Origin of the sequence: Marinobacter sediminum, assembly GCF_023657445.1 — a bacterium.
GTDB lineage: Bacteria > Pseudomonadota > Gammaproteobacteria > Pseudomonadales > Oleiphilaceae > Marinobacter > Marinobacter sediminum_A.
Map to the genome: position 1 here is coordinate 1,663,107 of NZ_JAGTWY010000001.1, position 22,489 is coordinate 1,685,595.

Annotated in this window: 26 protein-coding genes; 6 read left to right on the forward strand and 20 right to left on the reverse strand. The window is 54.8% G+C overall.

Features of this window, described 5'->3' with window-relative positions:
- Positions 1-24: 24 nt before the first annotated feature.
- From KFJ24_RS07885 to KFJ24_RS07895, 3 genes are all read right to left on the reverse strand, one after another.
- Positions 25-588, reverse strand: coding sequence for a c-type cytochrome (locus tag KFJ24_RS07885; protein WP_250830522.1), 564 nt, complete (start codon positions 586-588; stop codon positions 25-27).
- Positions 589-654: 66 nt separating this feature from the next.
- A complete protein-coding gene (locus KFJ24_RS07890; RefSeq protein ID WP_250830523.1) occupies positions 655-2,361 on the reverse strand; it encodes a pyrroloquinoline quinone-dependent dehydrogenase in 1,707 nt (568 codons plus the stop codon).
- Complete coding sequence (locus KFJ24_RS07895) at positions 2,351-2,575, reverse strand: hypothetical protein (protein WP_250830524.1); 225 nt, start codon at positions 2,573-2,575, stop codon at positions 2,351-2,353. The genes KFJ24_RS07890 and KFJ24_RS07895 overlap by 11 nt, the downstream gene beginning before the upstream one ends.
- On the opposite strand from KFJ24_RS07895, the gene KFJ24_RS07900 reads away from it, so the two are divergent.
- Together KFJ24_RS07900 and KFJ24_RS07905 are read left to right on the forward strand one after the other, a co-directional pair.
- Positions 2,574-3,521, forward strand: coding sequence for a PQQ-dependent catabolism-associated beta-propeller protein (locus KFJ24_RS07900; RefSeq protein WP_250830525.1), 948 nt, complete (start codon positions 2,574-2,576; stop codon positions 3,519-3,521). The genes KFJ24_RS07895 and KFJ24_RS07900 overlap by 2 nt on opposite strands.
- On the forward strand, positions 3,511-4,674 hold the full coding sequence (locus KFJ24_RS07905) for a hypothetical protein (RefSeq protein WP_250830526.1): 1,164 nt from the start codon (positions 3,511-3,513) through the stop codon (positions 4,672-4,674). Before KFJ24_RS07900 ends, KFJ24_RS07905 begins: the two co-directional genes overlap by 11 nt.
- A gap of 104 nt (positions 4,675-4,778) precedes the next feature.
- Here KFJ24_RS07905 and KFJ24_RS07910 read toward each other — a convergent pair whose 3' ends face one another.
- Positions 4,779-5,684, reverse strand: a complete 906-nt coding sequence (locus KFJ24_RS07910) for a homocysteine S-methyltransferase family protein (RefSeq protein WP_250830527.1) — start codon at positions 5,682-5,684, stop codon at positions 4,779-4,781.
- Positions 5,685-5,741: 57 nt separating this feature from the next.
- A complete protein-coding gene (locus tag KFJ24_RS07915) occupies positions 5,742-6,146 on the reverse strand; it encodes a VOC family protein (protein ID WP_250830528.1) in 405 nt (134 codons plus the stop codon).
- 2 nt (positions 6,147-6,148) lie between these two features.
- On the opposite strand from KFJ24_RS07915, the gene KFJ24_RS07920 reads away from it, so the two are divergent.
- On the forward strand, positions 6,149-6,334 hold the full coding sequence (locus tag KFJ24_RS07920) for a hypothetical protein (RefSeq protein ID WP_250830529.1): 186 nt from the start codon (positions 6,149-6,151) through the stop codon (positions 6,332-6,334).
- 13 nt (positions 6,335-6,347) lie between these two features.
- Here KFJ24_RS07920 and KFJ24_RS07925 read toward each other — a convergent pair whose 3' ends face one another.
- Positions 6,348-7,067, reverse strand: coding sequence for a methyltransferase family protein (locus tag KFJ24_RS07925; RefSeq protein WP_250830530.1), 720 nt, complete (start codon positions 7,065-7,067; stop codon positions 6,348-6,350).
- Positions 7,068-7,136: 69 nt separating this feature from the next.
- Complete coding sequence (locus KFJ24_RS07930) at positions 7,137-7,388, reverse strand: SHOCT domain-containing protein (protein ID WP_250830531.1); 252 nt, start codon at positions 7,386-7,388, stop codon at positions 7,137-7,139.
- A 235-nt stretch (positions 7,389-7,623) separates the two neighbouring features.
- On the opposite strand from KFJ24_RS07930, the gene rlmF reads away from it, so the two are divergent.
- On the forward strand, positions 7,624-8,556 hold the full coding sequence (gene rlmF / locus KFJ24_RS07935) for a 23S rRNA (adenine(1618)-N(6))-methyltransferase RlmF (RefSeq protein WP_250830532.1): 933 nt from the start codon (positions 7,624-7,626) through the stop codon (positions 8,554-8,556).
- 54 nt (positions 8,557-8,610) lie between these two features.
- Here rlmF and KFJ24_RS07940 read toward each other — a convergent pair whose 3' ends face one another.
- Positions 8,611-9,459 carry a sulfurtransferase gene (locus KFJ24_RS07940; protein WP_250830533.1) on the reverse strand — a complete coding sequence of 283 codons (849 nt, stop codon included), beginning with the start codon at positions 9,457-9,459 and terminating at the stop codon, positions 8,611-8,613.
- A gap of 66 nt (positions 9,460-9,525) precedes the next feature.
- Complete coding sequence (locus KFJ24_RS07945; RefSeq protein ID WP_250830534.1) at positions 9,526-10,497, reverse strand: M14 family metallopeptidase; 972 nt, start codon at positions 10,495-10,497, stop codon at positions 9,526-9,528.
- A 584-nt stretch (positions 10,498-11,081) separates the two neighbouring features.
- Between KFJ24_RS07945 and KFJ24_RS07950 the strand changes: the two genes are divergently transcribed.
- The gene (locus KFJ24_RS07950) at positions 11,082-11,882 is read left to right on the forward strand and encodes a class I SAM-dependent methyltransferase (RefSeq protein WP_250830535.1); all 801 of its coding nucleotides are present in this window, start codon (positions 11,082-11,084) and stop codon (positions 11,880-11,882) included.
- A 28-nt stretch (positions 11,883-11,910) separates the two neighbouring features.
- Here KFJ24_RS07950 and KFJ24_RS07955 read toward each other — a convergent pair whose 3' ends face one another.
- From KFJ24_RS07955 to KFJ24_RS08005, 11 genes are all read right to left on the reverse strand, one after another.
- Entirely contained in the window at positions 11,911-12,297 is a 387-nt protein-coding gene (locus tag KFJ24_RS07955) for a winged helix-turn-helix domain-containing protein (protein WP_250830536.1), read from the reverse strand.
- Between the two features lie 107 nt (positions 12,298-12,404).
- Positions 12,405-13,184 (reverse strand): hypothetical protein, encoded by a 780-nt coding sequence (locus KFJ24_RS07960; protein ID WP_250830537.1) that lies wholly within the window; start codon positions 13,182-13,184, stop codon positions 12,405-12,407.
- Between the two features lie 16 nt (positions 13,185-13,200).
- The gene (locus tag KFJ24_RS07965; RefSeq protein ID WP_250830538.1) at positions 13,201-15,024 is read right to left on the reverse strand and encodes an acyl-CoA dehydrogenase family protein; all 1,824 of its coding nucleotides are present in this window, start codon (positions 15,022-15,024) and stop codon (positions 13,201-13,203) included.
- A 439-nt stretch (positions 15,025-15,463) separates the two neighbouring features.
- Positions 15,464-15,607 carry a DUF3096 domain-containing protein gene (locus tag KFJ24_RS07970; RefSeq protein WP_250830539.1) on the reverse strand — a complete coding sequence of 48 codons (144 nt, stop codon included), beginning with the start codon at positions 15,605-15,607 and terminating at the stop codon, positions 15,464-15,466.
- Positions 15,608-15,774: 167 nt separating this feature from the next.
- Positions 15,775-16,278, reverse strand: a complete 504-nt coding sequence (locus tag KFJ24_RS07975) for a hypothetical protein (protein WP_250830540.1) — start codon at positions 16,276-16,278, stop codon at positions 15,775-15,777.
- A 21-nt stretch (positions 16,279-16,299) separates the two neighbouring features.
- Positions 16,300-16,686 (reverse strand): putative quinol monooxygenase, encoded by a 387-nt coding sequence (locus KFJ24_RS07980; protein WP_250830541.1) that lies wholly within the window; start codon positions 16,684-16,686, stop codon positions 16,300-16,302.
- Between the two features lie 119 nt (positions 16,687-16,805).
- A complete protein-coding gene (locus tag KFJ24_RS07985; RefSeq protein WP_250830542.1) occupies positions 16,806-17,585 on the reverse strand; it encodes a PhzF family phenazine biosynthesis protein in 780 nt (259 codons plus the stop codon).
- Between the two features lie 12 nt (positions 17,586-17,597).
- Positions 17,598-18,767 carry a flavin-containing monooxygenase gene (locus KFJ24_RS07990; RefSeq protein ID WP_250830543.1) on the reverse strand — a complete coding sequence of 390 codons (1,170 nt, stop codon included), beginning with the start codon at positions 18,765-18,767 and terminating at the stop codon, positions 17,598-17,600.
- 15 nt (positions 18,768-18,782) lie between these two features.
- Positions 18,783-19,250 carry a DUF4442 domain-containing protein gene (locus KFJ24_RS07995; protein ID WP_250830544.1) on the reverse strand — a complete coding sequence of 156 codons (468 nt, stop codon included), beginning with the start codon at positions 19,248-19,250 and terminating at the stop codon, positions 18,783-18,785.
- A 64-nt stretch (positions 19,251-19,314) separates the two neighbouring features.
- The gene (locus KFJ24_RS08000; RefSeq protein WP_250830545.1) at positions 19,315-20,049 is read right to left on the reverse strand and encodes a methyltransferase family protein; all 735 of its coding nucleotides are present in this window, start codon (positions 20,047-20,049) and stop codon (positions 19,315-19,317) included.
- Between the two features lie 26 nt (positions 20,050-20,075).
- Entirely contained in the window at positions 20,076-21,206 is a 1,131-nt protein-coding gene (locus tag KFJ24_RS08005; protein WP_250830546.1) for a class I SAM-dependent methyltransferase, read from the reverse strand.
- A 206-nt stretch (positions 21,207-21,412) separates the two neighbouring features.
- Between KFJ24_RS08005 and KFJ24_RS08010 the strand changes: the two genes are divergently transcribed.
- Entirely contained in the window at positions 21,413-22,483 is a 1,071-nt protein-coding gene (locus KFJ24_RS08010; RefSeq protein WP_250830547.1) for a GlxA family transcriptional regulator, read from the forward strand.
- Positions 22,484-22,489: the final 6 nt, after the last annotated feature.

A 22,489-nucleotide genomic window follows, 5' to 3' on the forward strand; every position in this document is an offset into this window, starting at 1 on the left:
TGCCCATTCATGCGGGGGCCTGTCTCAAAGGTCTCCAAGATAGCGGGCAAGCGCTTCGATCTCTTCGTCCTCAACCTTTTTCATGATGCTTATCTTGGCGGCCGCGTTGAGCCGGACTTCGTTCTTGAGATCCTTCATCGTTTGCTCAAGGTAGCCAGGCTGCTGTCCAGCTGCACGTGGAATCCGGCTATCGCCCTGCCATTCACTGTGACAGGCACTGCATTGGCCGCGTGACATCGCGCGCTGTGCCAATTGAGCATCACCCTCCTGAGCCCCGGTCTGAATTGTCGGCCATGACTTATCCGAAAAATACTGGGCGAGCGCCTTCATCTGGCTACGATCAAACTGCGCAGCCATCGGGCTCATGATGGCGTTTGCGCGCCGCTCGGCAGCGTAATCCTTAAGCTGGGTGTACAGGTAGAAAAACTCCTGGCCGTGAATGATCGGGATTGCCGGATCTGACGGCACCCCCTCAGCACCGTGACAGGCCGCACACTGGCCTGCGGCTGCCTCGACATCAAATTCTGCTTCTGCATGGAGAGCCCCTGTTGCCAGGAGCGCCGCAAGTAGAACGAAAGCAATTTTCATAAAGGCTTTTCCTGTCAGAAAAAAGAGTGGGCACATGGCCCACTCCTGGTTTTGCATGACGGCTGATCAGTCGGCCAACGTAAAAGCAATGATGTTGTTGCCGCGCTTGTAGTTCAGCTGAGCGTTACCGCCAGCGCCCACAACAATGTATTGCTTGCCTTCCACCGTGTAGCTGGAAGGAGGTGCATTCACGCCGGCGCCGGCCTGGAAGCGCCACAGTTCTGAGCCATTCTTTGAGTCATAGGCCTTGAACAGGCCATTGCCCTCACCCGTGAACAGAAGTCCACCGGCTGTGGCCAGAACACCGCCGATCATCGGCTGGGCGGTACGAACCTGCCAGGAGATCTCACCGGTGTCGTAATCTACCGCGGTTACATTGCCCCACTGCTGTTCCTCAGGGATAACATCAAAGGAGCCGCCAAGCCACAGCTTGCCCTCAGGATAAGGCGTTGAGCGCACGGTGTAGGTCATGGGCTGATGCAGGTTGATTGCATAGGTCAGACGTTCGGTGGGGTCGATCGCCATGGGTGACCATTCGACGCCGCCATTGGCGCCGGGCAGCATACGGGCACCGTCAGCGGTCGGAAGTGTCCACATATCCTCTTGTGGAACCATGGCCTCCGAGAACCGGATCATCGAGCAGTCACTTGCCTTATTAACGTACACGTGACCGGTTTTTCCCCCGTGCAGGATGCCTTTGACATCCTTGCCGTTGGCGTCCTTCACCGTTGTGATGATGGGCGGTGATACCGAGTCCAGATCCCAGACATCGTGCGGGATATACTGGAAGTGACAGACATATTCGCCAGTGTCCAGATTCACCGCTACCAGGCTGTCCGTGTAGAGGTTGTCGCCAGGGCGCAGGGAACCGTCCAGATCCGGGGAGGGGTTGCCGACCACGAAGTAGACCGTGTTGGTTTCAAGATCTACCGCAGGATTCTGCCAAACGCCGCCACCCAGCGTCTCATACGGGTCGCCCAATTCTTTTAGCGCCGCTTTTTCCGCGTCGATATCACGGTGCATGTCACGGCCAGTGGCGTCGTGTGTTGCCCATACACCGACCGAGTCTTCTGCAGTCGTGTTGAACGTCCAGAGCAGTTCGCCGGTTTCGGTGTCAAAGGCCTTAACGAAGCCACGGATGCCGTATTCGCCGCCATTGGTACCGATCAACACTTTTCCGTTCACGACTGAGGGCGCCATGGTTTCGGAATAACCAAACTCCGGATCGGCAATCTGGGTAGACCAGACCTGTTTTCCGGTTCTGGAATCAAGTGCGACAAGCTGGGCATCCAGCGTGCCCATGAATACCTTATTGCCATGGACGGCTACGCCGCGGTTGTTAGGGCCGCAGCAATACGTGGTGATCGGCCCCATGTCGTGCTTGTAGTGCCAGATTTCCTCACCGGTCCGCGCGTTAAGCGCGTAGACATGGTTGAAGGAAGTAGTGACGTACATGATGCCATTGACCACGATGGGCGAGGTTTCCAGTGAAGCGACGACTTCGGTCTGGAATATCCAGGCCGGGCGCAGCTTGCCAACGTTTTCGGTGTTGATCTGGCTCGCCGGGTAGTACCGGGTCTGCTCGTAATTACCATTGGTGTGAAGGAAGTTGTTGCCGTCGCCGGCGGCGCGAGTAAGCATGCGTTGGTCGACGTTTCGAAGGTCGCCGTAGTATGAACTGTCGGAGGTTTCCTCCTGCGCCTGCGCAGTTGCCTGAAACAGGCCTGCAAGCAACAGCATTGCCAGGGTTGCAGTGACTTTTTTAACGATCATCTTTTGACTCCTTTCGTGAAAGAGCGTTGGCCAGTCCTTTTTTTTGTTCTAGCATGATTGATACTAGTTCAACTGCAGGCCGCAGCCAGCGATCGTTATAATGAAGGGGCGCAAGGACGGCGTTTTTAGGCCTGGCCGACATTTCCACTGTTAGCGTCGCGCGTTTGCGGCGCATAAAAGGAGTTTGAATGAGGTGTCTGGCAAGAATATTCATGGTCGCTACCATCTTTCTGAGCCTGCCACTCACTGCGAAAACAGGGGACGTGATCGTTGCCAATGAGCGCGGCAATAGCCTTACGATACTGTCGCCTGATGCTGAAGTAATAGAAGAAATTCCAGTGTGTGCCCGCCCAAGAGGTATGCATTTCAGCGCTGACCGGTCGGAGTTTTTCGTGGCCTGCGCCGACGACGACATGATCGCAATCTACGGTACGGAATCCCGCAGGCTTTTGCGCCGCATTCGCGGTGTTTCCGCTCCGGAAACCTTTGATCTTCACCCCGACGGCCGTCGCCTGATCGTGTCAAACGAAGAAGATGCTCTGGCGACCGTCTATGACATTCAGACGGGCGAACTTCTCGCAGAATATGAAACGGGCGAAGAGCCGGAGGGTGTTCAGGTCACCCCCGACGGCCGCCTCGTTTTCGTCGCCTCGGAAGCAGCGAACCTTGTACATGTCATCGACCTGGAAGCCGACGAGGTTATTGCTGACATACTGGTGGATACCAGGCCTCGGCGTTTTGCGCTTACGCCCGATGGCAAGGAGTTATGGGTGTCCGCTGAACTGGCAGGGATGGTGAACATTATCGATGTGGATACGCTCAAGCTGGTTGCAGACATCCGTTTCCTCCCCACCGGGTTTCGGCCCGACCAGGTCACACCCGTGGATTTGCGAATGACCGCGGATGGAACCCGGGCCTATGCTGCGCTCGGGCGCGCCAATCATGTAGCGGTCATTGATGTGCCCAGTCGCAAGGTGATTGAGTACGTGCTGGTGGGAAACCGGGCCTGGGGTCTGGGCCTGACGGCCGACGAAAAAACCCTGTATGTGGCAAACGGCCTATCGGACGACGTCACGGTCATCGACACTGACAGGCTCAAGCCCCTGAAAACGGTGCCGGTAGGGCGCGTTCCCTATGGGGTTCTGGTCGATGATCAGTAGACTGCTTCTGGCTGTCGTGCTCCTGCACGTTCCTTTCGCGTTTACCAGCGAGCCGGCCCGTATTGTTTATATCGGCATTGCTAACGATGGCTTTTATGAACCGCAAACCGTCTATACCGGTTTGTCCCTGCGTGACCGAAAAAGACCCTTAGACGCGGCACAGGTGGCGCTTCGAGGTACCCGCATTCTTGAACGCGCACTGGGCTTGTCCTTTACCCTGGACGTCGAACTGATGACCCCGGATCAGTCCCCGGTAACGGCCGTGCGGGAAGCACGTGAACGCGGAGCCCTGGCGGTACTCCTGGACCTTCCGGCAGAGGCAATGGCTGCTGTCGCAGAGTCTGAAGGCGCCGAAGGCCTGTTGTTCAATATACGACACCGCGACGCGCGGTGGCGGGCCGAAGATTGTGCGCCGGCGCTTTTGCACACCCTGCCCTCCCACGCCATGCTCAGCGATGCCCTGGCTCAACACCTGAAATTCCATGGGTGGTCGAAAATTTTACTGCTCAGTGGCAGCGGCGATGAAAACCGTTTAAAGGCAGAGGCTGCCCGTCAGTCAGCGGTCAAGTTCGGGCTTAAGATTGTGGCTCAGCGCGAATTCAAACTCACCAACGATCCGCGCCAACGGGACTTGAGCAATGTTGCGCTGCTGACCGGCGGCGTGAGCCATGATGTTGTCTGGCTTATCGATAGTGAGGGTGAGTTCGGCCGATACGTGCCTTATGCGACCCAATCACCGCGCCCGGTCGTGGGTTCGGAAGGTCTATCGGCCCACGCATGGCACTGGACGCTTGAACGCTACGGTGCGCCTCAGCTCAATCAGCGTTTCCGACGCGAACACGGGCGGGACATGACCTCCGAAGATTTTGCCGCCTGGGCCGCGGTGCGTGCGGTTGTCACTGCGGTCACAGAACTGCGTGCCGCCGAGCCAACGGCCGTCGCAGACCATGTTCGTTCGGAAGCGTTTGCCATGGACATCTACAAAGGCGTTCGAGGCAGTTTTCGAACGTGGAATGGCCAACTCCGTCAGCCCATGCTGCTGGCAACACACAATGCGGTTATTGCCATCGCGCCCCTGTCAGGCTTTGAACACAGCCTTAACACGCTGGATACGCTCGGCGTGGACAAGCCCCAAAGCCTTTGCAGGCATTGATGTGTCGGCCCGAAACAGACCAGTCAGTAACCCCAAAGGGTAGATCCCTGATCTCCAGACTGCGTTTCCTTAGGCACAACGCCGAAGGTAGCGGCGCGTAAGTATTAGGTAATACTCTCTGTTAAATACTCAAGGTGCTTGCCATCAGTACCACAACAACCGCCAAGTATTTTTAGTCCGAAATCTCTATTCAATTGGACCATGAGCCTGCCCCACTCCGAAACGGATTCGGATTTAAGCTCTTTGGAACCCTCCAGCTCAGCATGGCTAAGAGAAGAGGCGTTTGCCTGCAGGCCAATTAGCCGGCCAGATGACTCTTCAGTCAGTGTTTCTGGATTCAAAAATGATGGGTAAGAACAATTAATAAAATAGCCGAGCGGATTGTTCGTGGTCTTGGCGTCCACGTATTCAATTGCCGCCGGAATCTCCGTTCCATCCAATACCCGCCCATCGGAGCCGATCACAAAGCTTATGATGTAAGGCAAACCCGTTGCTTCCATTGCCAGAGCAATTCCAGCGGCCTCCTCTACAGAAGGCAGCGTGACGGCAATCAGAAAATCAACCGCTGCGCTTGCGAGTTCATTGATCTGCCATTTGTGGAAGTCCCTCGCCTCATTAAGTGACAACCCTTCCTCGGGTAAATAGCAGTCGTTCTTACAGCCAATCAGGCCACCAATTTTAGCGGTTACTTTCCTGGATTCGTCAGCAACCAGTCCTTGCAGGAACTTTGCGGCTTCAACATTAATGTCCTGTCGCTGCGTTGAGGCTTCGACTCTTTCCCGGTTTGCCCGCCAAGTAGGTGTACAAAGTAGTATCGGTCGATCAGTAGCCGCGGCGATGCCTAAATACTCCTGATACAAGCTCCGTAACGCAGTTCTACCTTCTTCACTATGAACCAAGGGGGTGTGAACTAGATTTGCGTCCAAATCTATCCTTTCGTTGCGACGGAGCCTTTCTATGACCGCAGCCTCAGCGAGAATAAAATTATGTTCTTCCAGTAAGTCTTTCATCTGAAACTCTCAGGCTTCTTTGTCAATTATTGTCAGGGACCGCCGAGGGGACCGCCATTACGTCAGGTCCTGATAAGGGTTGTAGGCTACTTCCCAGTAATGACCTTCCGGATCTTGAAAGTAACCAGAGTAACCGCCCCAGAAAACCTCTACCGCCGGTTTGATAAGTTTCGCACCTGCGGATATCGCCTGATTAAGGACAGCGTCAACTTCTGACTTGCTTGCAACATTGTGAGCCAGCGTAATGCCAGAAAAACCGACCTGAGTGGGAACGGGTAATCCGATATCCTTAGCCAGCTCTTCCCGGGGATAGAGCGCTAACCATGTTCCTTCCAGACTGAAAAAGGATATGTTGCCGCCTTCAAAGTCGTGCTTTGGCAGCCCGAGACCTTCGCCATAGAAACGAGTGGCCCGCTCCAGATCCTCCACGCCAAGCGTGATAATGCTGATTTTCGGTTTCATGATTGAAAGCTTCTGGTAATCCCATCATTAGCAACGTAAGCGTAATTCGCCGTATCGTAAACGCCGTTAATACACGCCAGAATTCCAAGCCCAACTGGTCGCTGAAAGCCAAAGCCTTGGAGCGTCCCCTGAAACTCGACCCTGAGAGCGTTAGTCAGCTGATCAGTCTCAAACACAAGGAGCAGTAAGTGGTGGCGCCTCTCAGTAAATCCCAGGAATCAAACGATAGCGCACGCGTCGCGCATAATCGCGATAGCCCGGCAACTCTTCCTGTAAAGTCTGGTCCTCAAGTACGGTTCTAATTACCGTGATGAGTAATGCCACCGCCGAAGGAATAAGTGCCCATACCGAGCTCAAGGCAAGAACAATACCGAATAGTGGGAGAATATTACCAGCATAACCCGGATGCCGCACAAACCTATAAGGACCACTGTCACACACCACATGACCTCGATCCGTCTGAATGCGTACGACACTGAAGAAGAAGCGGTTCTCCGCCAATGCCCATGCGGCGAAGCCGTAACCGAACGCGATAAAAATGAATCCTACTGCGCTGATCCATAGAGGAAATTCGGTAGTCCAATTATAGCGATGGTCCAGCCCGGCCACTATGACCATAGGAAACACAAAACTCACCGCCATCAGAGGAGCAAGCACTTTGTCCCAGGCCTTTGCGTTATGAAAACCTTCTTTACTTTGTCTTTCAGCCATTATTCCAGGGTGTCGCTGCTCTGCCCACATGCGCCCCCCTATACCAGCGGCTAAGATCAACAGGGAATAGACCCATGCCTGCCACCAACCGATGTCCCCTCCGCATATCAATAAAATCATTGGGATAAGGAGATACGCCACAATTAACCTGATCCATTGGCGAGGAGATCCTGGTTGAGCTACCTCTTTAATACCCTTCTCCTCTGACAAGTCATTCTCCAAATTAAAACGAATTTGAGTGTGTGCCTAACGCTCGCATTTGCGGACGGTTTCCCCCAGTTAACTCTCAAGGTCTTTTTTGATCTGCTCAAACTCTTCCCGTGTTATCTCACCCTTTGCGTAGCGTTTCTTGAGTATTTCCACCGCCGTTTCGGAACCCTTATTATGGTTCGACGGTCCTTCCGTGTTATCCCGCCACGGCCCCCTTGACCCACCTCGTCCAAACACAAGGAAAAGAATCATGACCATAACGAGCGTCATGACTATGGGGAACACCCACCAACCACCCCAGCCAAAATGTTCAGGTCCCATAAGTTCTCTCCTGCTTAGCACGCCGATTTCCATTGTTCAGTGTCTATCAACCAGCGCATTGTTGGCTTCCATGTTACAGATAAGGATCGGACTGCAAGACGAGGCCTTCATCCCGCACCTTTTGAATGCGCCTCCATCCTGATCAAGGTTATGCCCAACACATACATAAAGATTATAATCACGGACTGAGCCAGACCCACTCTACTTTTCAACTCCGAGCCCCAGGCCTATTACTGTGAGCACCCTCCATCGAAGTAAAAAAAGCCAGGCCAGGCCAGTTCGCAAAGGTCTGCACCCGAGGAATCTACACAACCAGGGCTATGACTTCCCGGCTCTCGTAAAAAGCCACCCGGCACTAGCCCCCCATGTGAAACCGAACGCTCACGGCGACCTTTCCATCGATTTCGCAGACCCGTTGGCAGTAAAAACGCTCAACGCCGCGTTATTAAACCGATACTACAACATTGTCGACTGGGATATTCCAGAAGGCGCGCTCTGCCCTCCAATCCCGGGCAGAGCCGACTATATCCATTACATGGCTGACTTGCCTGGGCTTGAACAGCACAGCATCAAGCTGCTCGATATAGGGACTGGAGCAAATGGAATCTACCCGTTACTGGCCTGCCAAATCTACGGCTGGCAGTGTGTCGGTAGTGACATTAACGCTCAGTCGCTTGCGAACGTAGCCACGATTATCGCCAACAACCCCACACTCAAAGACCGCTTCACGCTGCGCACGCAGCACGATAAAAACCACATTTTTGAAGGGATCATTCAAGCTGGTGAGTTCTTTGACGTCAGCGTATGCAACCCACCCTTCCATGCCTCGCTCGATGAAGCCCTTAAAGGTAGCCAGCTTAAACTCAATAACCTTGCTCGTAGCCGCGGTGAGCGAAAAGCAAAAACCAAATCCCCCACTCTCAATTTTGGCGGGCTGGAAGCGGAGCTCTGGTGTAAGGGGGGCGAACGGCTGTTTCTTAAAAAGCTGGTAAGAGAAAGCCAGGTGTATTCAACTCAATGCCGCTGGTTTACCAGCCTGGTTTCAAAAGCCGACAATGTTAAGCCTGTAAAGAAGTTGATTCGTAAGCTCGGTGCAGTTGATATACGGGAAATAGAGATGAAGCAGGGAAACAAGATTACGAGGGTATTGGCCTGGACATTCATCTGAGCCGGTCCTGACCGTCACGGGTAATCTGCCACCCACAAGAGAAGATGACGTCCGCTACGCCACCGGCAACGACTCATTGCTGCCCCAGTCGGCCCAGGAGCCGTCGTACAGTGACAGCTGAGTATACCCGGCCAGCTCGGCCGCCAGCAGGATGATACAGGCGGTGATGCCGGAACCACAGGAAAACACCAGTTGGTGCCCGTTGCCGGGCTGAAGGGAGGGAGCGAGTTGGGCGAACGTTGACGCCAGCTGGCTCGCAGACTTGAACCGATAACCCTCCAGCACCTCCGTAAACGGCAGGTTGAGGGAATGGGGTATGTGACCACCGCGCACACCAGGCCGGGGTTCTGGCGCCTGCGCCAGGAAACGGGCCTGTGATCGCGCATCGATGACCATTACTCGCTTGTCCTCCAGATTCTGGAAAACGTAGGCTGAATCTCGAACCAGGGAGCGGTCGAACTTGCCAACCACGCTGCCATGCGTGGCCGCATCTGCAACCGGAGCAGGATCGATGGCCCGCCCTTCGGCCAACCACTGCGGCAGGCCGCCATCCAGAACAAACACCTGTTTGAGGCCCATAGCCCGCAGAATCCACCAGGCCCGGGGTGCCGAGTAGATACCCTGGTTGTCGTACAGCACCACCAGGCTTTCGGGCGTAATGCCCAGCCTGCGGACCTCCGCCGTGAACTGCTCTTCCGTCGGGAAGGCGTGAACCTGGGAAGCTCCGGTATCGCAAAGCGTTCCTTCCAGGTCGATCCGGTAACTACCCGGGATGAACATCGGACGGTCATAAACGATCGGCTCCTTGCCAATGACATTGGCCATACTGGCGTCGATCAGTACCAAATGCTCGTTATCCAGGTTGTCCTGCAGCCAGTCGGTGGTCACGAGGGGGGAAGGCATGGCGTTCTCCGGTCTAGGTCGATAATCAGAACAGTCTACTGAGCGAGCTGGCAACTCGAATCGTCATTACTGGTGCGCCAGAGCGTAGTCGATCGCCGCACACACCGCGGCAGCCTGCGCGGCATTGCATTGCTCGGGGGTCGCACGGGTGCTGTCAGGATACACCTCAGTGGTGGTCTTGTAGGTGCCGCTGGTGATACTGGCGCAAAGGCCCAGCTGCTTGAGCGGGTACCGGATGACGCCCCGAGCGACCACCGGTGAGCCGAAAATCTCGCCGCTGTCATCGGCCGGAGCGATATGAGTGACCTTCTCCACCGCCTCAATCACCGCCTGCTGGAATTCAGGCTGCGGGTTCTCGCTGTCATCGACCAGATAGAAGCCGTCTGGAATCCCGCCCGGCTCGAAGGGCTTGCCGTCGCGGGCAGCCAGCGCGGGGCGAAACTCGGTTTCGTCGGTATCGGTGGTCTCGTGCAGGTCGATATGCACCAGTGCACGATCGCGGACGGGCGCCACCAGTCGCATGAGTGCCGCCGACTCCTCAGCCGGACTGCCATCGCGGAACGAGCGGTTCGGGTCGACCGCGTTCGCATTCCAGCGATGGATGCGCTCGTAAGCCCAGGGGCTGACACAGGGCGCGACCAGCAAGTTGACGCGGCCCGCGTAATCCGCAGCATGCTGATCGAGGAACTGCAGAGCGCCGTGTACACCGCTGGTTTCATAGCCGTGTACCCCGCCCGTTACCAGCACGACCGGCAGATCGTCACGCCAGTCTCGGCTCCGGATCGCCATCAGCGTATAACTGTCAGGGCCATAGTCCAGACGACCATACCCTTCCACATCAAAGCGCGGGCGCAGGCGCTCGGTCACACTCAACACCTCGGACTCGTAGCTGCGTTTGCGGGTCTGTCGTGACAACCACTCGGCACGTTCCACGTCGCCCCAGGGAGCGCCGGGCGTGCCGATTGGATAGGGCGCGGTAGCCGTGTTCATATCGCCTTTTTCTCCAGTGATGGCCAATGCATGCGGGGATTGTAGCATCCGCGGCGTAGCCGTCGGCTGCAGCTATTGGTTAGGCGTTCGGCCCGAACGGCAATGGTTAGCCTTATGACTCGCAACCACTAACTCATATTTCGATACCGTAATATCAGCCCTATGATTTCATGATCGCTTCGCGCTGATGCCAAAGATTCATTTATTGAAGCTCTTTGTGGCAGGTGAATATTCAATCTCGACCGCAAAGCCTCCACCACTTGTTGATCAACATTGGGATCAAACTCTGTCCCTGCATAAATGCAAATACGCTGAAGCGTAAACTCTTTATTTTCCATGGAAACCAAATTCATCAACTGGCATTAGTTGTTGCTCCAATACGTAATACGGTTAAGGCCTCGGCCAAGCGACACAACGAATAATGCGTTGATCGAGATTCCGGCTTTCCCCCGGTTTTTTCACTTACAATACCCTGACCCTTGCTGAATGTGATGCGGTGACCTCATCTGGACTCGGAGGACAAGGCTGGCCTTATGGTCTATGTTCATTCGAAAGGCAGTATTTTAAGCAGGTGTCAGGTGTCTAGGGCATCGGGGGCTTGCCACTTGTTATGTTTTTTACTGGAATAATCCATGACCGAAAATGTCGATCTTTATAATAGCTCTTACAGCAATTATTCGCTTGAAACCTACAGCGAGATCCGGCTCGAGACCTATGGGGAAGACTATGGGCAAACCAGTTGGGCTTCGACTGCAGAATCTCACGAGATACCTGAGTTACTTCAGTTGACCTCTGATTCAACGGTCCTGGACATTGGGTGTGGATCTGGGGGGTACGCTGTAGGCTTGGCAAAACGTATCGGGTGTCGAGTTGTAGGGTTTGAGATAAATGCGTCGGGCGTGAAAACAGCTACTGCTCTGGCTGAAGATGAAAAGGTCACCGACATCGTAAAATTTGAACAACACGATGCATCTAAAAAATTACCCTATGAAGATAATTCGTTTGACGCCATTTATTCCACTGATGTCCTGTGTCATGTCCCTCTTCGGAGAGAAGTTCTCTCCAACACACAAAGGTTGCTCAAGCCTGGTGGGAGATTCGTTTTTAGTGACGCTTTAGTTATTGGGGGACTGATTTCAAATGACGAGCTTGAGAATCGATGCCCAGACGGTATGTATTTTTTTAGCCCCCCTGGTATCAATGAGCAATTAATACAAGAATCCAGTCTCAAGCTGCTTGAAGCTCGTGATACCACGGAGAATAGTGCTCTATTGTCTAAACGTTGGCACGATGCGCGCGAAAAACGAAAAGACGCACTAATCGCCTGTGAAGGTAAGGAAAATTTTCTGGGAGTGCAGCGATTTTTGCAATGCGTTCATACGTTAACTACCGAGAGGCGTTTGTTACGTTTTTTGTACACTTGTTCGAGTTAGGACATGTGCTGGTGCGTAAGCAAAGCATTCAGATCAACGCCTCGATTGACTCTTGAAATATCCGCCGGGTATCTCCAGATGTCAGGCGATAGTAGTTCATTCCGTGAATCTTACGATGTTCAATTACGCCAAGCGCTGCAAATTTCTGCAACTGAGATACGACATCGTCTTCGGCAATGCGTGTCAGGGTAGCCACGTCGCACTCACACAGTTCCGCAGAGTATAGAGCAGCCAATATCTTAGTGCCTCCGGCATCCTCAGCTGCCGGTAGGGAGTTCGCCAGCCGGGTAGCCAGTTGATCGCCAACTATAAGGATCGCCTCTTTCTCGCCGGACAACTGGCACGTATACGTAACCCATTCCACGCCCATTGGGTCCAGCCGTCTTACCGCGGCTTCGACAGCGGCGGGATCCATGCAACGGATCTGACATGTGATCTTTGAACCGGCGGTGCAATTCTCCATAGATTGTCACTCTCTGTTCGTGGGTAACTCGGAGTCCTAACGCTGAGCAAAGCGGGCGCTTATTTGCCATACAGCATTTGATGGGCCCGCAGGATGGGTTCATTGAGCATTAGCGCCCGTTTGAGTCGTGTTTGAAGGGATGGCGCACCAGCCTCCACCTGCAGCAGTGCCGAATGCGCGGCACACAGCGTTGTTGCCGCACCCCAGTCGGAAAACAGGGTCTGTGCCCATTCCCGGAATTCCCTCGCCGCTCCCGCACGTTTTTCCAGCGCAAGCGGCAGCGTGGGATGTAGACTCACAAGGCCTTTCGCGCCCAGTCCCGGGAGCCAACCGGGCAGCTCTGCGTACCCAAAGGTATCGTCCACGTGGATCGCACCCGATTCGGGATGGAACACCAGCACGGATGAGAAGTGCACGTTTTCGTTGTCGGAAATGAACTCAACGCCCCGGGGCACTGAAAACTGCAGGTCATCTCGGTACTTTTCATGAAGGGCATCGTGCTCGGTGCATTCGGATTCCCAGGGTAAATTCGGGAACCGGTTACAATGCCGGGCCGTGCCGTAGAGTTTCGCATGGGGGTAAAGCTCGTGCATTCTCTCAACATTAACGGTGTGGAAGGGGTGTACATTGAGAATGGCCTCTACCCTGGCACCGCCAATAATCGAGTTGAGCGTCTCCTGCTGATCAGCATCGAAATCGTAGGCGTCCAGGAACACGAAGTTGCCGCTGGCGAGCTTTACCAGGGAGGCCTGCGTTCCAATATCAATACGCCCCCCGAGCTTGAACGACCCGCGAATATTCCAGAATGTGTCGGCCACCTTGATGATGGAATTGTCCATATAAAAACCGCCCTTTTCAGTCCTTCATCTCGTACTGATCCCGCTGCGCATAGGCGTAGTTTTCCCATACATGCTGCTGACGATCATGGTCCACGGCCGGGCGCTGGATCATCCGGCGGGTGATCTTCTGCTGAAGCACCGTCGCACTCGGCTTCTGGGCCAGCTCCAGGGCGTACTTCGAGAAGTCGCGGACGAACACATCAAAGATCTGATCGACCAATGCATTATCCAGCTGCTGGATATGGGCATTCTCCAGAATCAGCTGACCATAGACCACCAGCGTAAACAGCTCACCCAGGTTAAGCAGGAAGTCGAAGTCCTTCTGCTGCTCTTCGTTGGGTTTGGCCGTCATCAGCAACAGTTTGAGCAACCGGATCTGCTTCTTTAAGCGATTCACGTTGGGCAGATCAAACTGGTCGTAGATCCTCTGATAGTCGTGGAACCGGGTTTTACCCAGTCCCCTGGTGGCCCCCTGATTAAAGAGGAAATCGTCGTTACGCGGTTCCGTTTGTGGCGCCACCTCCTCGAACTCGCCCGGTTTGAAGAAGTAATTGGGCATGAACTTGAGAATCAGCGCCATGTTGACGTGCACCGTCCCCTCCAGCTTGGGCAGAGCGCGGATGTCCTTGACCGCGGTCTCGAAGTACATGTTCTTCTCGAAGCCCTTGGCGGCAATAACGTCCCAGAGTTCGTTGATCACCTCTTCGCCCTGCGTTGTTACCTTCATCTTCACCATGGGGGTGAAAAGCAGATAACGGCGATCCTCCGGGCTGGCCACGCGCACATAATCGGTCGCACGCTGGGCGAACAGCTTCATGGCGGTGAGCCTTGTATAGGCCTCCGTGAACAGCTGCTTGATGTGGACAAAATCCGTGACGTAATGATCGAACAACCAGCGATGCGAGGCGTGGTTGATGGCCTCGTAATAGGCATGGGTAGCGATGCCGATGGACGCCCAGCCGAGGTTGAACTTGCCGATATTTATGGTGTTGAGCGCCATGTCCCAGGCGTCCTGACCCGTGGCAAGGATATCCTCCTCGCGGACGGGGTAATCATTGAGCCGGAACTCAGCAACGTAATTCTGTGAGCTGACCACGTTCTTCACCAGCTCGTAATTCTTGTGCTGGGACTCAACCACGAAGAACACGTATTCGTTGGTGTCCTCCCGCCGGCCGAACACGGAAACCAGTGCCGCCTGATTGCCGTTGCCGATGTAGTACTTGCCGCCATTGGCGCGGAAGCTGCCGTCCTCCTGGGGCGAAAGGATCATATCGGTGGCGTAGATATCGGCGCCATGCTCTTTTTCCGAGAGGCCGAAGGCAAAAATACCGCCTTCCTTGAGCATCTTCGCCGCACGCTTTTTCACAGCTTCGTTATCGCTGATCCAGATCGGCCCCAGACCCAGGATCGAAACCTGCCAGGTGTACCAGTAGGCAAGGCCATAAAAGCCGAGAACCTCATTAAGGGCGCAATTGCGATAGGTATCCCAGCGCGCATCCTTTGCGCCGTATCCAGAGGGGGTCAGGAAGGTGGCAAAGAGTTTTTCCTTGGCCTGGAAATCCAGGAAGTCCTGATACCAGGTGCGATTGTGATCGTCTTCCTTGAGTTGCTGCTTCCCGCGCTTCTCGAAGAAATCAATGGTCTTCTTGACCAGAGTCCGGGAGCGGGCATCCAGGTTCTCATAGGTTTCTATACGGGGATTGAGAGGGATGTGCTTAACCTGGCCGGGCGGCACCTGTTTGAGAGCGCCTTTTCCAAATATTTCCCCAAAGCGCACGTTATCGGGGAGTAAGTCTCCGGCCAGCCCGCGGAAATCCTGAGTCAGATCGAGCAGCTTCATTACACTCTTCCCTTCTTTTTTGCTGTTTGGTTTTGGGGCAATCACCCCCCCGATCCTACCGCGGACCGTAAGTCAAAAACACTGCAAGCATCGCCCGGACCTTTACTATTGTCCTTCACCCATGTAGACCTATCTCCGTGGTGTGCTTGGGATTTACCACTGGTCTTACCCACATAACGCCCGCAGCACGCGCGGCTTTGCAGTGAAGGCGAAGCCATAACGAAAAAGCCGTCGCTGTGCCTGCGATTGTTATGCATTTGCCGAAATTACGGTTGTGTTGAACCCCAGATCAACGGGGTCAGAACGGTGTATAACCTAATAGATATACCAGCGGATATAGCTTAATCGTTGATTTCATTGAAGCCGTGGAAGGAACAAGTGCCAAGCCGTGTCTTGCTAGCCTTGCTTAGCACATTGATAGCGTAGTGTTGAAATACACTTAAAAACCATTTCCAGTCAGCGCCAACACACCCTGAATGATCAAGTAGCCCGCAACGATATAGTTGAGAAGCTTGGGGAACACAAGGATACCGATTCCTGCTGCGAGTGAGATCAGGGGAGCAAGTTCTAGATGTAGTGTCATGTTGAGAGCCTCCTAAGGCTTAAATTAATAGTAAATTAAAGGGTTAGTATGAGCATACAGGGTGTCTACTTTTCGTGGGTAACTTGGACACATAACGCCTCAATAACCGACGAAGCTTTGCTGCGTCCGGCGCCGGAGGCGCGTGGTTAATTGATTTGTTATAGGGTTCACTCATTAACCGGAATAGCTGTTTCTGATTTTGAAAGAATTACAGCGTTTTTAAGAGCTGTAATGGCTGCATACATTGAGTAGCCGAAGAGGAAAATACAGACAACAAGCGTAGAATAAATATCAATTTGGTCAAAGTTCCGAAAATACACTTTTTCGTCAAAGAATTGTTGTACATAAACTCCTTTTAGCATTGCAACTGCTGTTGTTGAAGCTAAGCCGTAAGTTATTACCGCAAATGCGGTGTCGGCCAACTTACCGAAATGATTAAATATAAGGCCGCCAGCATAGTTTGAATCATCCATAATGGACAAATAATGAACGATAAAGCATGAAAAAACGCCTAACCACAATGAAGAATTAAGGTGCTTCCATTCGCCAACGCCGTCTCGACCACCGCGGGGTCCATGCAACGAATCTCGCAACTGATCTTTGATCCGGAGGTACAGTCGGACATGGTTTCCTCGCTTCTTTGTTTGGCGCGCCCCGGCGCCTGCGTTCAACTGACAATGCCACCATCACGGTCAGAGCTCCCTCACAGCTTCCCAACGCTCGCTCCCGGACGAAATTGGAGCCGCCCAGTTCCGATTGGGCAGGGCCCCCAGAATGTCATAAAAAACCTCCGGGAGGGGGCCAAAAGAATCGATGGAGAGCCACGTAATAGCATTTTTGAATTTAGGGCCGATTTCCGTGAAGACCGGTCCCAACAAATGGGCCTCAAAGGCATCCTTATCCCGGTAGACTTCAAACAGCTTGCCGCTGGCCTTGTCCTCGGCAACATACCAATCATAGGCCAACGTGCCCTCTTCATGACGCGAAACAAACTCGCAACACTCCGCGGCTACAGTCTCAAATAACTTTAAGTCGTTGATCTTGTACGATACGACAAGCCTGACTTCCTGCTTTGCCATGTCATTCTTCACTCTATGTATATTACCTTCATTTTCTGAGAGGCACCGATCATCCGGTGATTGATGGCGGTGATCGTGCGAGCACGCTCTTGAGTAAAGGCTCAGCCAGAACTCGTCCGTCAGATTCTGATCTTACCTTCAAAATAAGTGGCGGCCCTGCCGGCCATCTTTACCCTGTCACCCTGCATCTCACACCGGACATCTCCACCACGACTGGAAACCTGCCGGGCCACCATTGAGCGCTTGCCAAGCACACCGGACCAATAGGGAATGAGTTGAGTAAATGCCGAACCGGTAACCGGGTCCTCATCGATGCCGAACCTGGGGGCAAAGAATCGCATCACAAAGTCATAGGCTTCTGATTTCGCAGTAATAGCCAGACCTCTTAGGGGCAATTTCTGAATTTCCTGAAGATCCGGCCGTGCGGAGGCAATGGCGTTTTCACTGTCAAATACCACGATAAAGTCGTCGCCCCGAAGGCAATGGGAAGGCGCTTCATCAAAGGCGTTTCGAACGGCTGCCGGCAGTGCACAGGGTTGTGGTGGCTGTGCCGGAAAATCCATTTCCAGCAAGTCGCCGTCCCTGCCTACCTTGAGGGGGCCGCTTCGGGACTGAAAAACCACCTCCTCAACGCCACGGTTCAGACTGTTGAACACAACATGGGCGCTGGCCAGGGTCGCGTGGCCGCACAGATCCACTTCACGGGCTGGCGTGAACCATCGGATCTCATAGCCTCTCTTAGACTCGACGACAAACGCTGTTTCGGAAAGGTTATTTTCCTGCGCAATGGCCTGCATAATCTCGTCGTCCAGCCAGTGCGGAAGCAGGCAGACTGCCGCCGGATTACCCTCAAAACGGCGGTCGGCAAATGCGTCGATTTGATACATGGTCAGTTTCATGGAGTCCTCCGGTTAAGCATGCTGTTTTGCCAGTACTCTGGCCAACTGCCGGGCTTCTTTAACTCTTGCGTAGATATTGCCTTCAAGCCTGGGACGCATGCCGAAGAACCAAAGGCCCGGATATCGCTCGTCAGCATCCGGCGCATCCACTTTGGGTCGACCGCGCTCATCCAGAACGGACGTGACGTTCAGTAATGCCGGCAGCCCCGTGCGGTATCCGGTTGCGAAGATCACGGTATCGCAGACCAGATTCGAACCATCTGTGAACTCGACCCGGTGCGCCGTAAAACGCCGGACATCAGGCAGTACCTGGACCTCGCCTCTTTTGACTGCGGCGACGAACCCGTCATCAAACCCCGGGGCGGTTCCCTCCCTTGCCAGACGCGTGCAGACCCCCATATCCGGCGTGCGAATTCCCCATCGCGTCAAATCCCCGAACGACAGTTTTGACATCAGGGCGCCAATCCAGTCCTGAACATGAAGTGGCAGGCCCCCCAATAAAGGCGCGGTCAGCTGGGTCGAAATCCCGAACAGGCGGGTTGGCAACAGGTGCGTCCCCTGACGCATGGAAATGGCCAATGAATTGCATCGCCCATGCCGTGCCAGCCAGTTCGCGATATCGATCCCGGAGTTGGCGCCCCCGACGATCAGCACACGTTTCCAGCTGTAGTCGTTGATATCCCCAAAATCAGCGGCGTGTCGCTTCTCCATGCTGCAACTATCCAGACCGGGCCAGGCCGGAATATAGGTAATACGCTCCGGCCCCGTGGCCACAACCAACTGCCGGGTATTCACTGTCCCCTCGCTGGTTCCCAGGGTCCAGCCATTCGGCGTCTGATCAATGCGCTGGACAGCGACGCCGTGACGAATTTCGATGCAGTGTCTGTGCGCCAACCAATCGGCGTAATGCTTCACGTACTCCACATAATCGTCCCGGTGAACAAACGTCCCGAGCCGTCTTGGCAGTGACTGGCCGGGGAGCGAGGACCGACGGCGATGGGTGTTCAACCGCAATTGCTTATGCCGGCGGCTCCATGAGCTTCCCGCCGTCTCAGCAGCTTCCAGAATCACAGGCGAGATACCGCGCCGCTTCAGGAAGTAAGCCAGTGAGAGCCCCGACGTGCCGGCACCGATAATGGTCACCTGTTGTCGGGATAGATCGTTGCTTTGATTGGCTTGCATGGAATCCTCCCCCGACTAGCAGGTCGCTTCGACCAGGCGCGCTTTTTTGCGCCGGACATAAAGGGTTTTGCGAACCCGGGCCACAGTCTCGTTCTGCTCATCGACAATGTTCACTTTCAGGACTGGTTGGTATTTGTCCCCGTTAGCCGTTGCCGCGACGATTTCATCAATCTGTTCCCGGGATAACTGGAAACGGGCCCGAACCCGGCCTCTTGCCGGTTGCAGGAAATCGATGGTGCCGCTCATGTCCAGAACCCGATAATCAGGCCCCAGAATGTTAACGAGCATCAACACGAAGAAGGGATCCGTCATGCTGGCGAGATTGCCCCCGAAGTGCGTACCCACGTAGTTGCGGTTGTACCAGCGCAGCTTCATTTCCACGTCAACCCGGCGGTAGTCAGGTGAAACGTGAGCCACGCGGATACCCGTCCCGAGGTACGGGGGATAGACATTCATGATGGTTTTAAAAACAGGCGCTTTCATAAGTCACCTCTCTGGCATGGGTTGGCTGATGCCACCTCTGCTCCATTGCAACGGTGGCGTTGTGTCACTCCGGCCGGCGCGGCACCGGCATGAACGCCCGTACCCGCTTCCGATAGGCTCGATACGGCTCGCCCAGTTCACGCAGCAGATCGGCCTCTTCTATCGGGGTCACGACGGCGATATAGAGCGTGCAGATCAACGCCATGGTCAGGTGTCCGGCCGTCATCTGGGGTGTCGCGTAGAGGACAATCAGCCAACCCAGACTGATGGGATGCCGGGTCACTCCATAGAGGTAACGCGCGGTGAACGCCGCAGGTCGGGGGGCCCGACGCAGCGCCCAGGTCCAGACCTGACGCACGCCAAAAAAGGCAAAATGGTCAATATTGAAAGTCGCCAACACCATCGTGCCCCAACCCACCGCATACAGTGCATACAGAGCGACAGCGGCGTAGACGTTTTCAATGGTCCAGATCGGTGTGGTTATGGGCTGCCAGGCCAGCAGGAACAACAACAGGGTGCCGCCGGAAATCAGGATGTACGTGCTCCGCTCCAGTACCGGGGGAACAATGCCGGCCCACCAGCGCTTGAAACCTGGCCGGGCCATCACGGAATGCACCGTCAGATAGAGGATCAGCCCGGCTAGATTAACCTCGAATCCGTAGTTGGTGGAGAAAGCCGTCCCCACGTCGACAGTTTTGGGTACCCACAGGTTCTGCAGAAACAGCATAAAATAGAGCAGAGAACCGAGTCCGACGGCATAGCAGATCAGCGCATAGGTAGAAAAGAACAGGCGTTTCATGGTGGTATTCCTCCCGGGTCGGGGCTTTATTGCCCTGTCTTTCGGTTCTCTTCAGGTGTCCGGCCAGCGTCCTCCCGGCGGGCAACGAAGTAGACGTTGAAGGGATCATGTTCCAGCCGTTGGGTGTCTATATCTTCAAAGCCGGCCCGCTTCAGCATGACGGTGGCCAATTCCTCACCCCACATGGTGCCCAGCCCCGGACCGCCCTGATAGAGCGAAACCGGCGTACAGTGGGCGCAGGAAATGCTGTAGAGCAACGGCCCCAGCGGATGATCCAGATTGTTTTGCAGAAAGCTGGAACCGGCGATGTCCTGCATCAGGTAAACACCGCCCGCCCGCAGTGCCGTGGCAATCCCTGCCAACAGGGCCTGCGGATCGGCCTGGTCATGCACGGCATCGAAGGACATGACCAGGTCATAACGCCCGGGCTCATGGAAATCCCGAAGATCCCGCGCTTCGAATGTCAAGTTGGTCAGACCTCGCTCTGCTGCCTCCCTCGCGGTAATCTCGAATGCATCGGAACACAGGTCGTAGCCCGTGAAACGGCTGCTGGGAAAGCTTTCAGCCAGAGTCAGCAATGCCCGCCCCGCTCCGCAGCCCACATCCAGCACATCAATGCCGTCGTCCAGGCGACGCGACAGACCAGGCACCAGCGGCAGTAAATGATCATGCAGCGCCGCCACAACGGTTTGCCCGCTGTCTTCACTCATCACCTGATGGAAACAGGGATAAACGTGATAAGGCAGACCGCCGCCCTGGCGGAAACAGTCAATCAGGGCGTCCTCCATCTTGGCGATCAACGGCACAAACTGGGCATTCACGGCCACATTGCCGGGGGTCGCTTTTCGGGTCAGGCAAGCGGCGTGGGCCTCTGGAAGTTGGTAATGGCCGTCGACGGCGTTGTAGATCACAATCCTCGCCGTGGTCATGACAGCCAGCCATTCCCGGACATAGCGCTCATCCAGCCCAGCCAGCTTTGCAATGTTCTCGCTGCTGGCCGGAGGCAGCTCCGCCAGAATATCGAAGAGTCCCAGCCGGTGGCCCAGCGAGATCATGGTGACTGTTGCCCCGTGGTTCAGCATGGTTACGAGCGTCTCGACGAAGGTTTCCTGTTCCGAAGCAAGAGTCTGTGTGTCGGTTGGTTCTATAGCGTTCATCGGTCAATCCAGTTGTTGGGTTCACGATCCATGCTATGGCGGACCAGCCCGGTCGCCTTAAGTGAAAAACACCCAAAAACAGCCAAATCTGCCAAATCTGCCAAAAAGCATGTGGCGCGGGAGGACGTGGGGATGGGTTTGCGGCTAATCTTTCTGTGGAGAGGGCTGTCCTGAAGCTGACAACTCAGAAACGTGGATTGGCCCAGATGAATACATTGCGAGGTAAGAGCACGCTTATGGCTTCACCCCTGACCAACCGGCCAATGGAAATAGCCATTCTCACTGTCGCGGAAACCACGTCATCCACCGTCTACGGGATGAACGACCTGCTGTGTTCAGCAGGGCGTGACTGGGGATTGATCACCCAAGGGCAACCAGGCACTCCCCTGATCAGACCCACGATTGTTTCGACCAGCGGAGAACCGATGCAAGTGGCCAACAACGGCTGGATCATGCCGCACCGTTCTCTCGATGCCGATTACCATCCCGATGCGGTCTGCGTACTGGAAATCGCGATTGCGCCACACAGCGATTTCGCGATTGGCATGTCGGAGGAGATAGATTGGCTGAAGCACTATTGGCATAAGGGCGGGATAATCGCGGCGGCCTGCACCGGCGCGCTGCTGCTGGCAGAAGCCGGTCTGCTAGATGATCAGGACGCGACCACCCACTGGGGATTCTGCGATTTCGTGAGCCGCCGTTATCCGAAGGTCAGGCTTCATCCCAATCGCGCGCTGGTGACATCGGGAGAAGAGCAGCGTCTAATCATGGCAGGCGGTGGTACTTCCTGGATGGATCTGGGCCTGTACCTGATCGCCCGGTTCTGTGGTGTGGAAGAAGCAGTTCGTGTCGCCAAGGTGCATTTGATCGATTGGCATGAAGTGGGGCAACAACCCTATGCCGTTCTCTCGTGTGGGCGCAAGGCTGAGGATGCGATTATTGCCAAGTGCCAGGTCTGGGTGGCTGAGCACTATGATCAATCCTCGCCTGTCGCCAACATGATGGCACTGAGCGGCCTGAGCGAGCGCTCATTCAAGCGCCGTTTCAAACAGGCGACCGGTATGACGCCCATTGAATATGTACTGACGTTGCGACTGGAGGAAGCGAAACAGATACTGGAAACCTCAGACATGCCTATTGAAGCCGTGGCCGAGGCCGTCGGCTACCAGGACGCAGGCTTTTTCGGCCGGAAGTTTTTGCAACGTGTCGGGACAACACCAACCCAGTATCGGCGGAAATTTCAGAATCTTCGCCGACATATTGGTGCAAACGGTTAGCGATCC

What these genes read in the sequence shown, in the direction of transcription:
- KFJ24_RS07885 (WP_250830522.1), bottom strand. Translation starts at nt 588, where the DNA reads ATGAAAATTGCTTTCGTTCTACTTGCGGCGCTCCTGGCAACAGGGGCT.
- KFJ24_RS07890 (WP_250830523.1), bottom strand. Translation starts at nt 2,361, where the DNA reads ATGATCGTTAAAAAAGTCACTGCAACCCTGGCAATGCTGTTGCTTGCA.
- KFJ24_RS07900 (WP_250830525.1), top strand. Translation starts at nt 2,574, where the DNA reads ATGGTCGCTACCATCTTTCTGAGCCTGCCACTCACTGCGAAAACAGGG.
- KFJ24_RS07895 (WP_250830524.1), bottom strand. Translation starts at nt 2,575, where the DNA reads ATGAATATTCTTGCCAGACACCTCATTCAAACTCCTTTTATGCGCCGC.
- KFJ24_RS07905 (WP_250830526.1), top strand. Translation starts at nt 3,511, where the DNA reads ATGATCAGTAGACTGCTTCTGGCTGTCGTGCTCCTGCACGTTCCTTTC.
- KFJ24_RS07910 (WP_250830527.1), bottom strand. Translation starts at nt 5,684, where the DNA reads ATGAAAGACTTACTGGAAGAACATAATTTTATTCTCGCTGAGGCTGCG.
- KFJ24_RS07915 (WP_250830528.1), bottom strand. Translation starts at nt 6,146, where the DNA reads ATGAAACCGAAAATCAGCATTATCACGCTTGGCGTGGAGGATCTGGAG.
- KFJ24_RS07930 (WP_250830531.1), bottom strand. Translation starts at nt 7,388, where the DNA reads ATGGGACCTGAACATTTTGGCTGGGGTGGTTGGTGGGTGTTCCCCATA.
- KFJ24_RS07940 (WP_250830533.1), bottom strand. Translation starts at nt 9,459, where the DNA reads ATGCCTTCCCCCCTCGTGACCACCGACTGGCTGCAGGACAACCTGGAT.
- KFJ24_RS07945 (WP_250830534.1), bottom strand. Translation starts at nt 10,497, where the DNA reads ATGCTACAATCCCCGCATGCATTGGCCATCACTGGAGAAAAAGGCGAT.
- KFJ24_RS07950 (WP_250830535.1), top strand. Translation starts at nt 11,082, where the DNA reads ATGACCGAAAATGTCGATCTTTATAATAGCTCTTACAGCAATTATTCG.
- KFJ24_RS07955 (WP_250830536.1), bottom strand. Translation starts at nt 12,297, where the DNA reads ATGGATCCCGCCGCTGTCGAAGCCGCGGTAAGACGGCTGGACCCAATG.
- KFJ24_RS07960 (WP_250830537.1), bottom strand. Translation starts at nt 13,184, where the DNA reads ATGGACAATTCCATCATCAAGGTGGCCGACACATTCTGGAATATTCGC.
- KFJ24_RS07965 (WP_250830538.1), bottom strand. Translation starts at nt 15,024, where the DNA reads ATGAAGCTGCTCGATCTGACTCAGGATTTCCGCGGGCTGGCCGGAGAC.
- KFJ24_RS07970 (WP_250830539.1), bottom strand. Translation starts at nt 15,607, where the DNA reads ATGACACTACATCTAGAACTTGCTCCCCTGATCTCACTCGCAGCAGGA.
- KFJ24_RS07980 (WP_250830541.1), bottom strand. Translation starts at nt 16,686, where the DNA reads ATGGCAAAGCAGGAAGTCAGGCTTGTCGTATCGTACAAGATCAACGAC.
- KFJ24_RS07985 (WP_250830542.1), bottom strand. Translation starts at nt 17,585, where the DNA reads ATGAAACTGACCATGTATCAAATCGACGCATTTGCCGACCGCCGTTTT.
- KFJ24_RS07990 (WP_250830543.1), bottom strand. Translation starts at nt 18,767, where the DNA reads ATGCAAGCCAATCAAAGCAACGATCTATCCCGACAACAGGTGACCATT.
- KFJ24_RS07995 (WP_250830544.1), bottom strand. Translation starts at nt 19,250, where the DNA reads ATGAAAGCGCCTGTTTTTAAAACCATCATGAATGTCTATCCCCCGTAC.
- KFJ24_RS08000 (WP_250830545.1), bottom strand. Translation starts at nt 20,049, where the DNA reads ATGAAACGCCTGTTCTTTTCTACCTATGCGCTGATCTGCTATGCCGTC.
- KFJ24_RS08005 (WP_250830546.1), bottom strand. Translation starts at nt 21,206, where the DNA reads ATGAACGCTATAGAACCAACCGACACACAGACTCTTGCTTCGGAACAG.
- KFJ24_RS08010 (WP_250830547.1), top strand. Translation starts at nt 21,413, where the DNA reads ATGAATACATTGCGAGGTAAGAGCACGCTTATGGCTTCACCCCTGACC.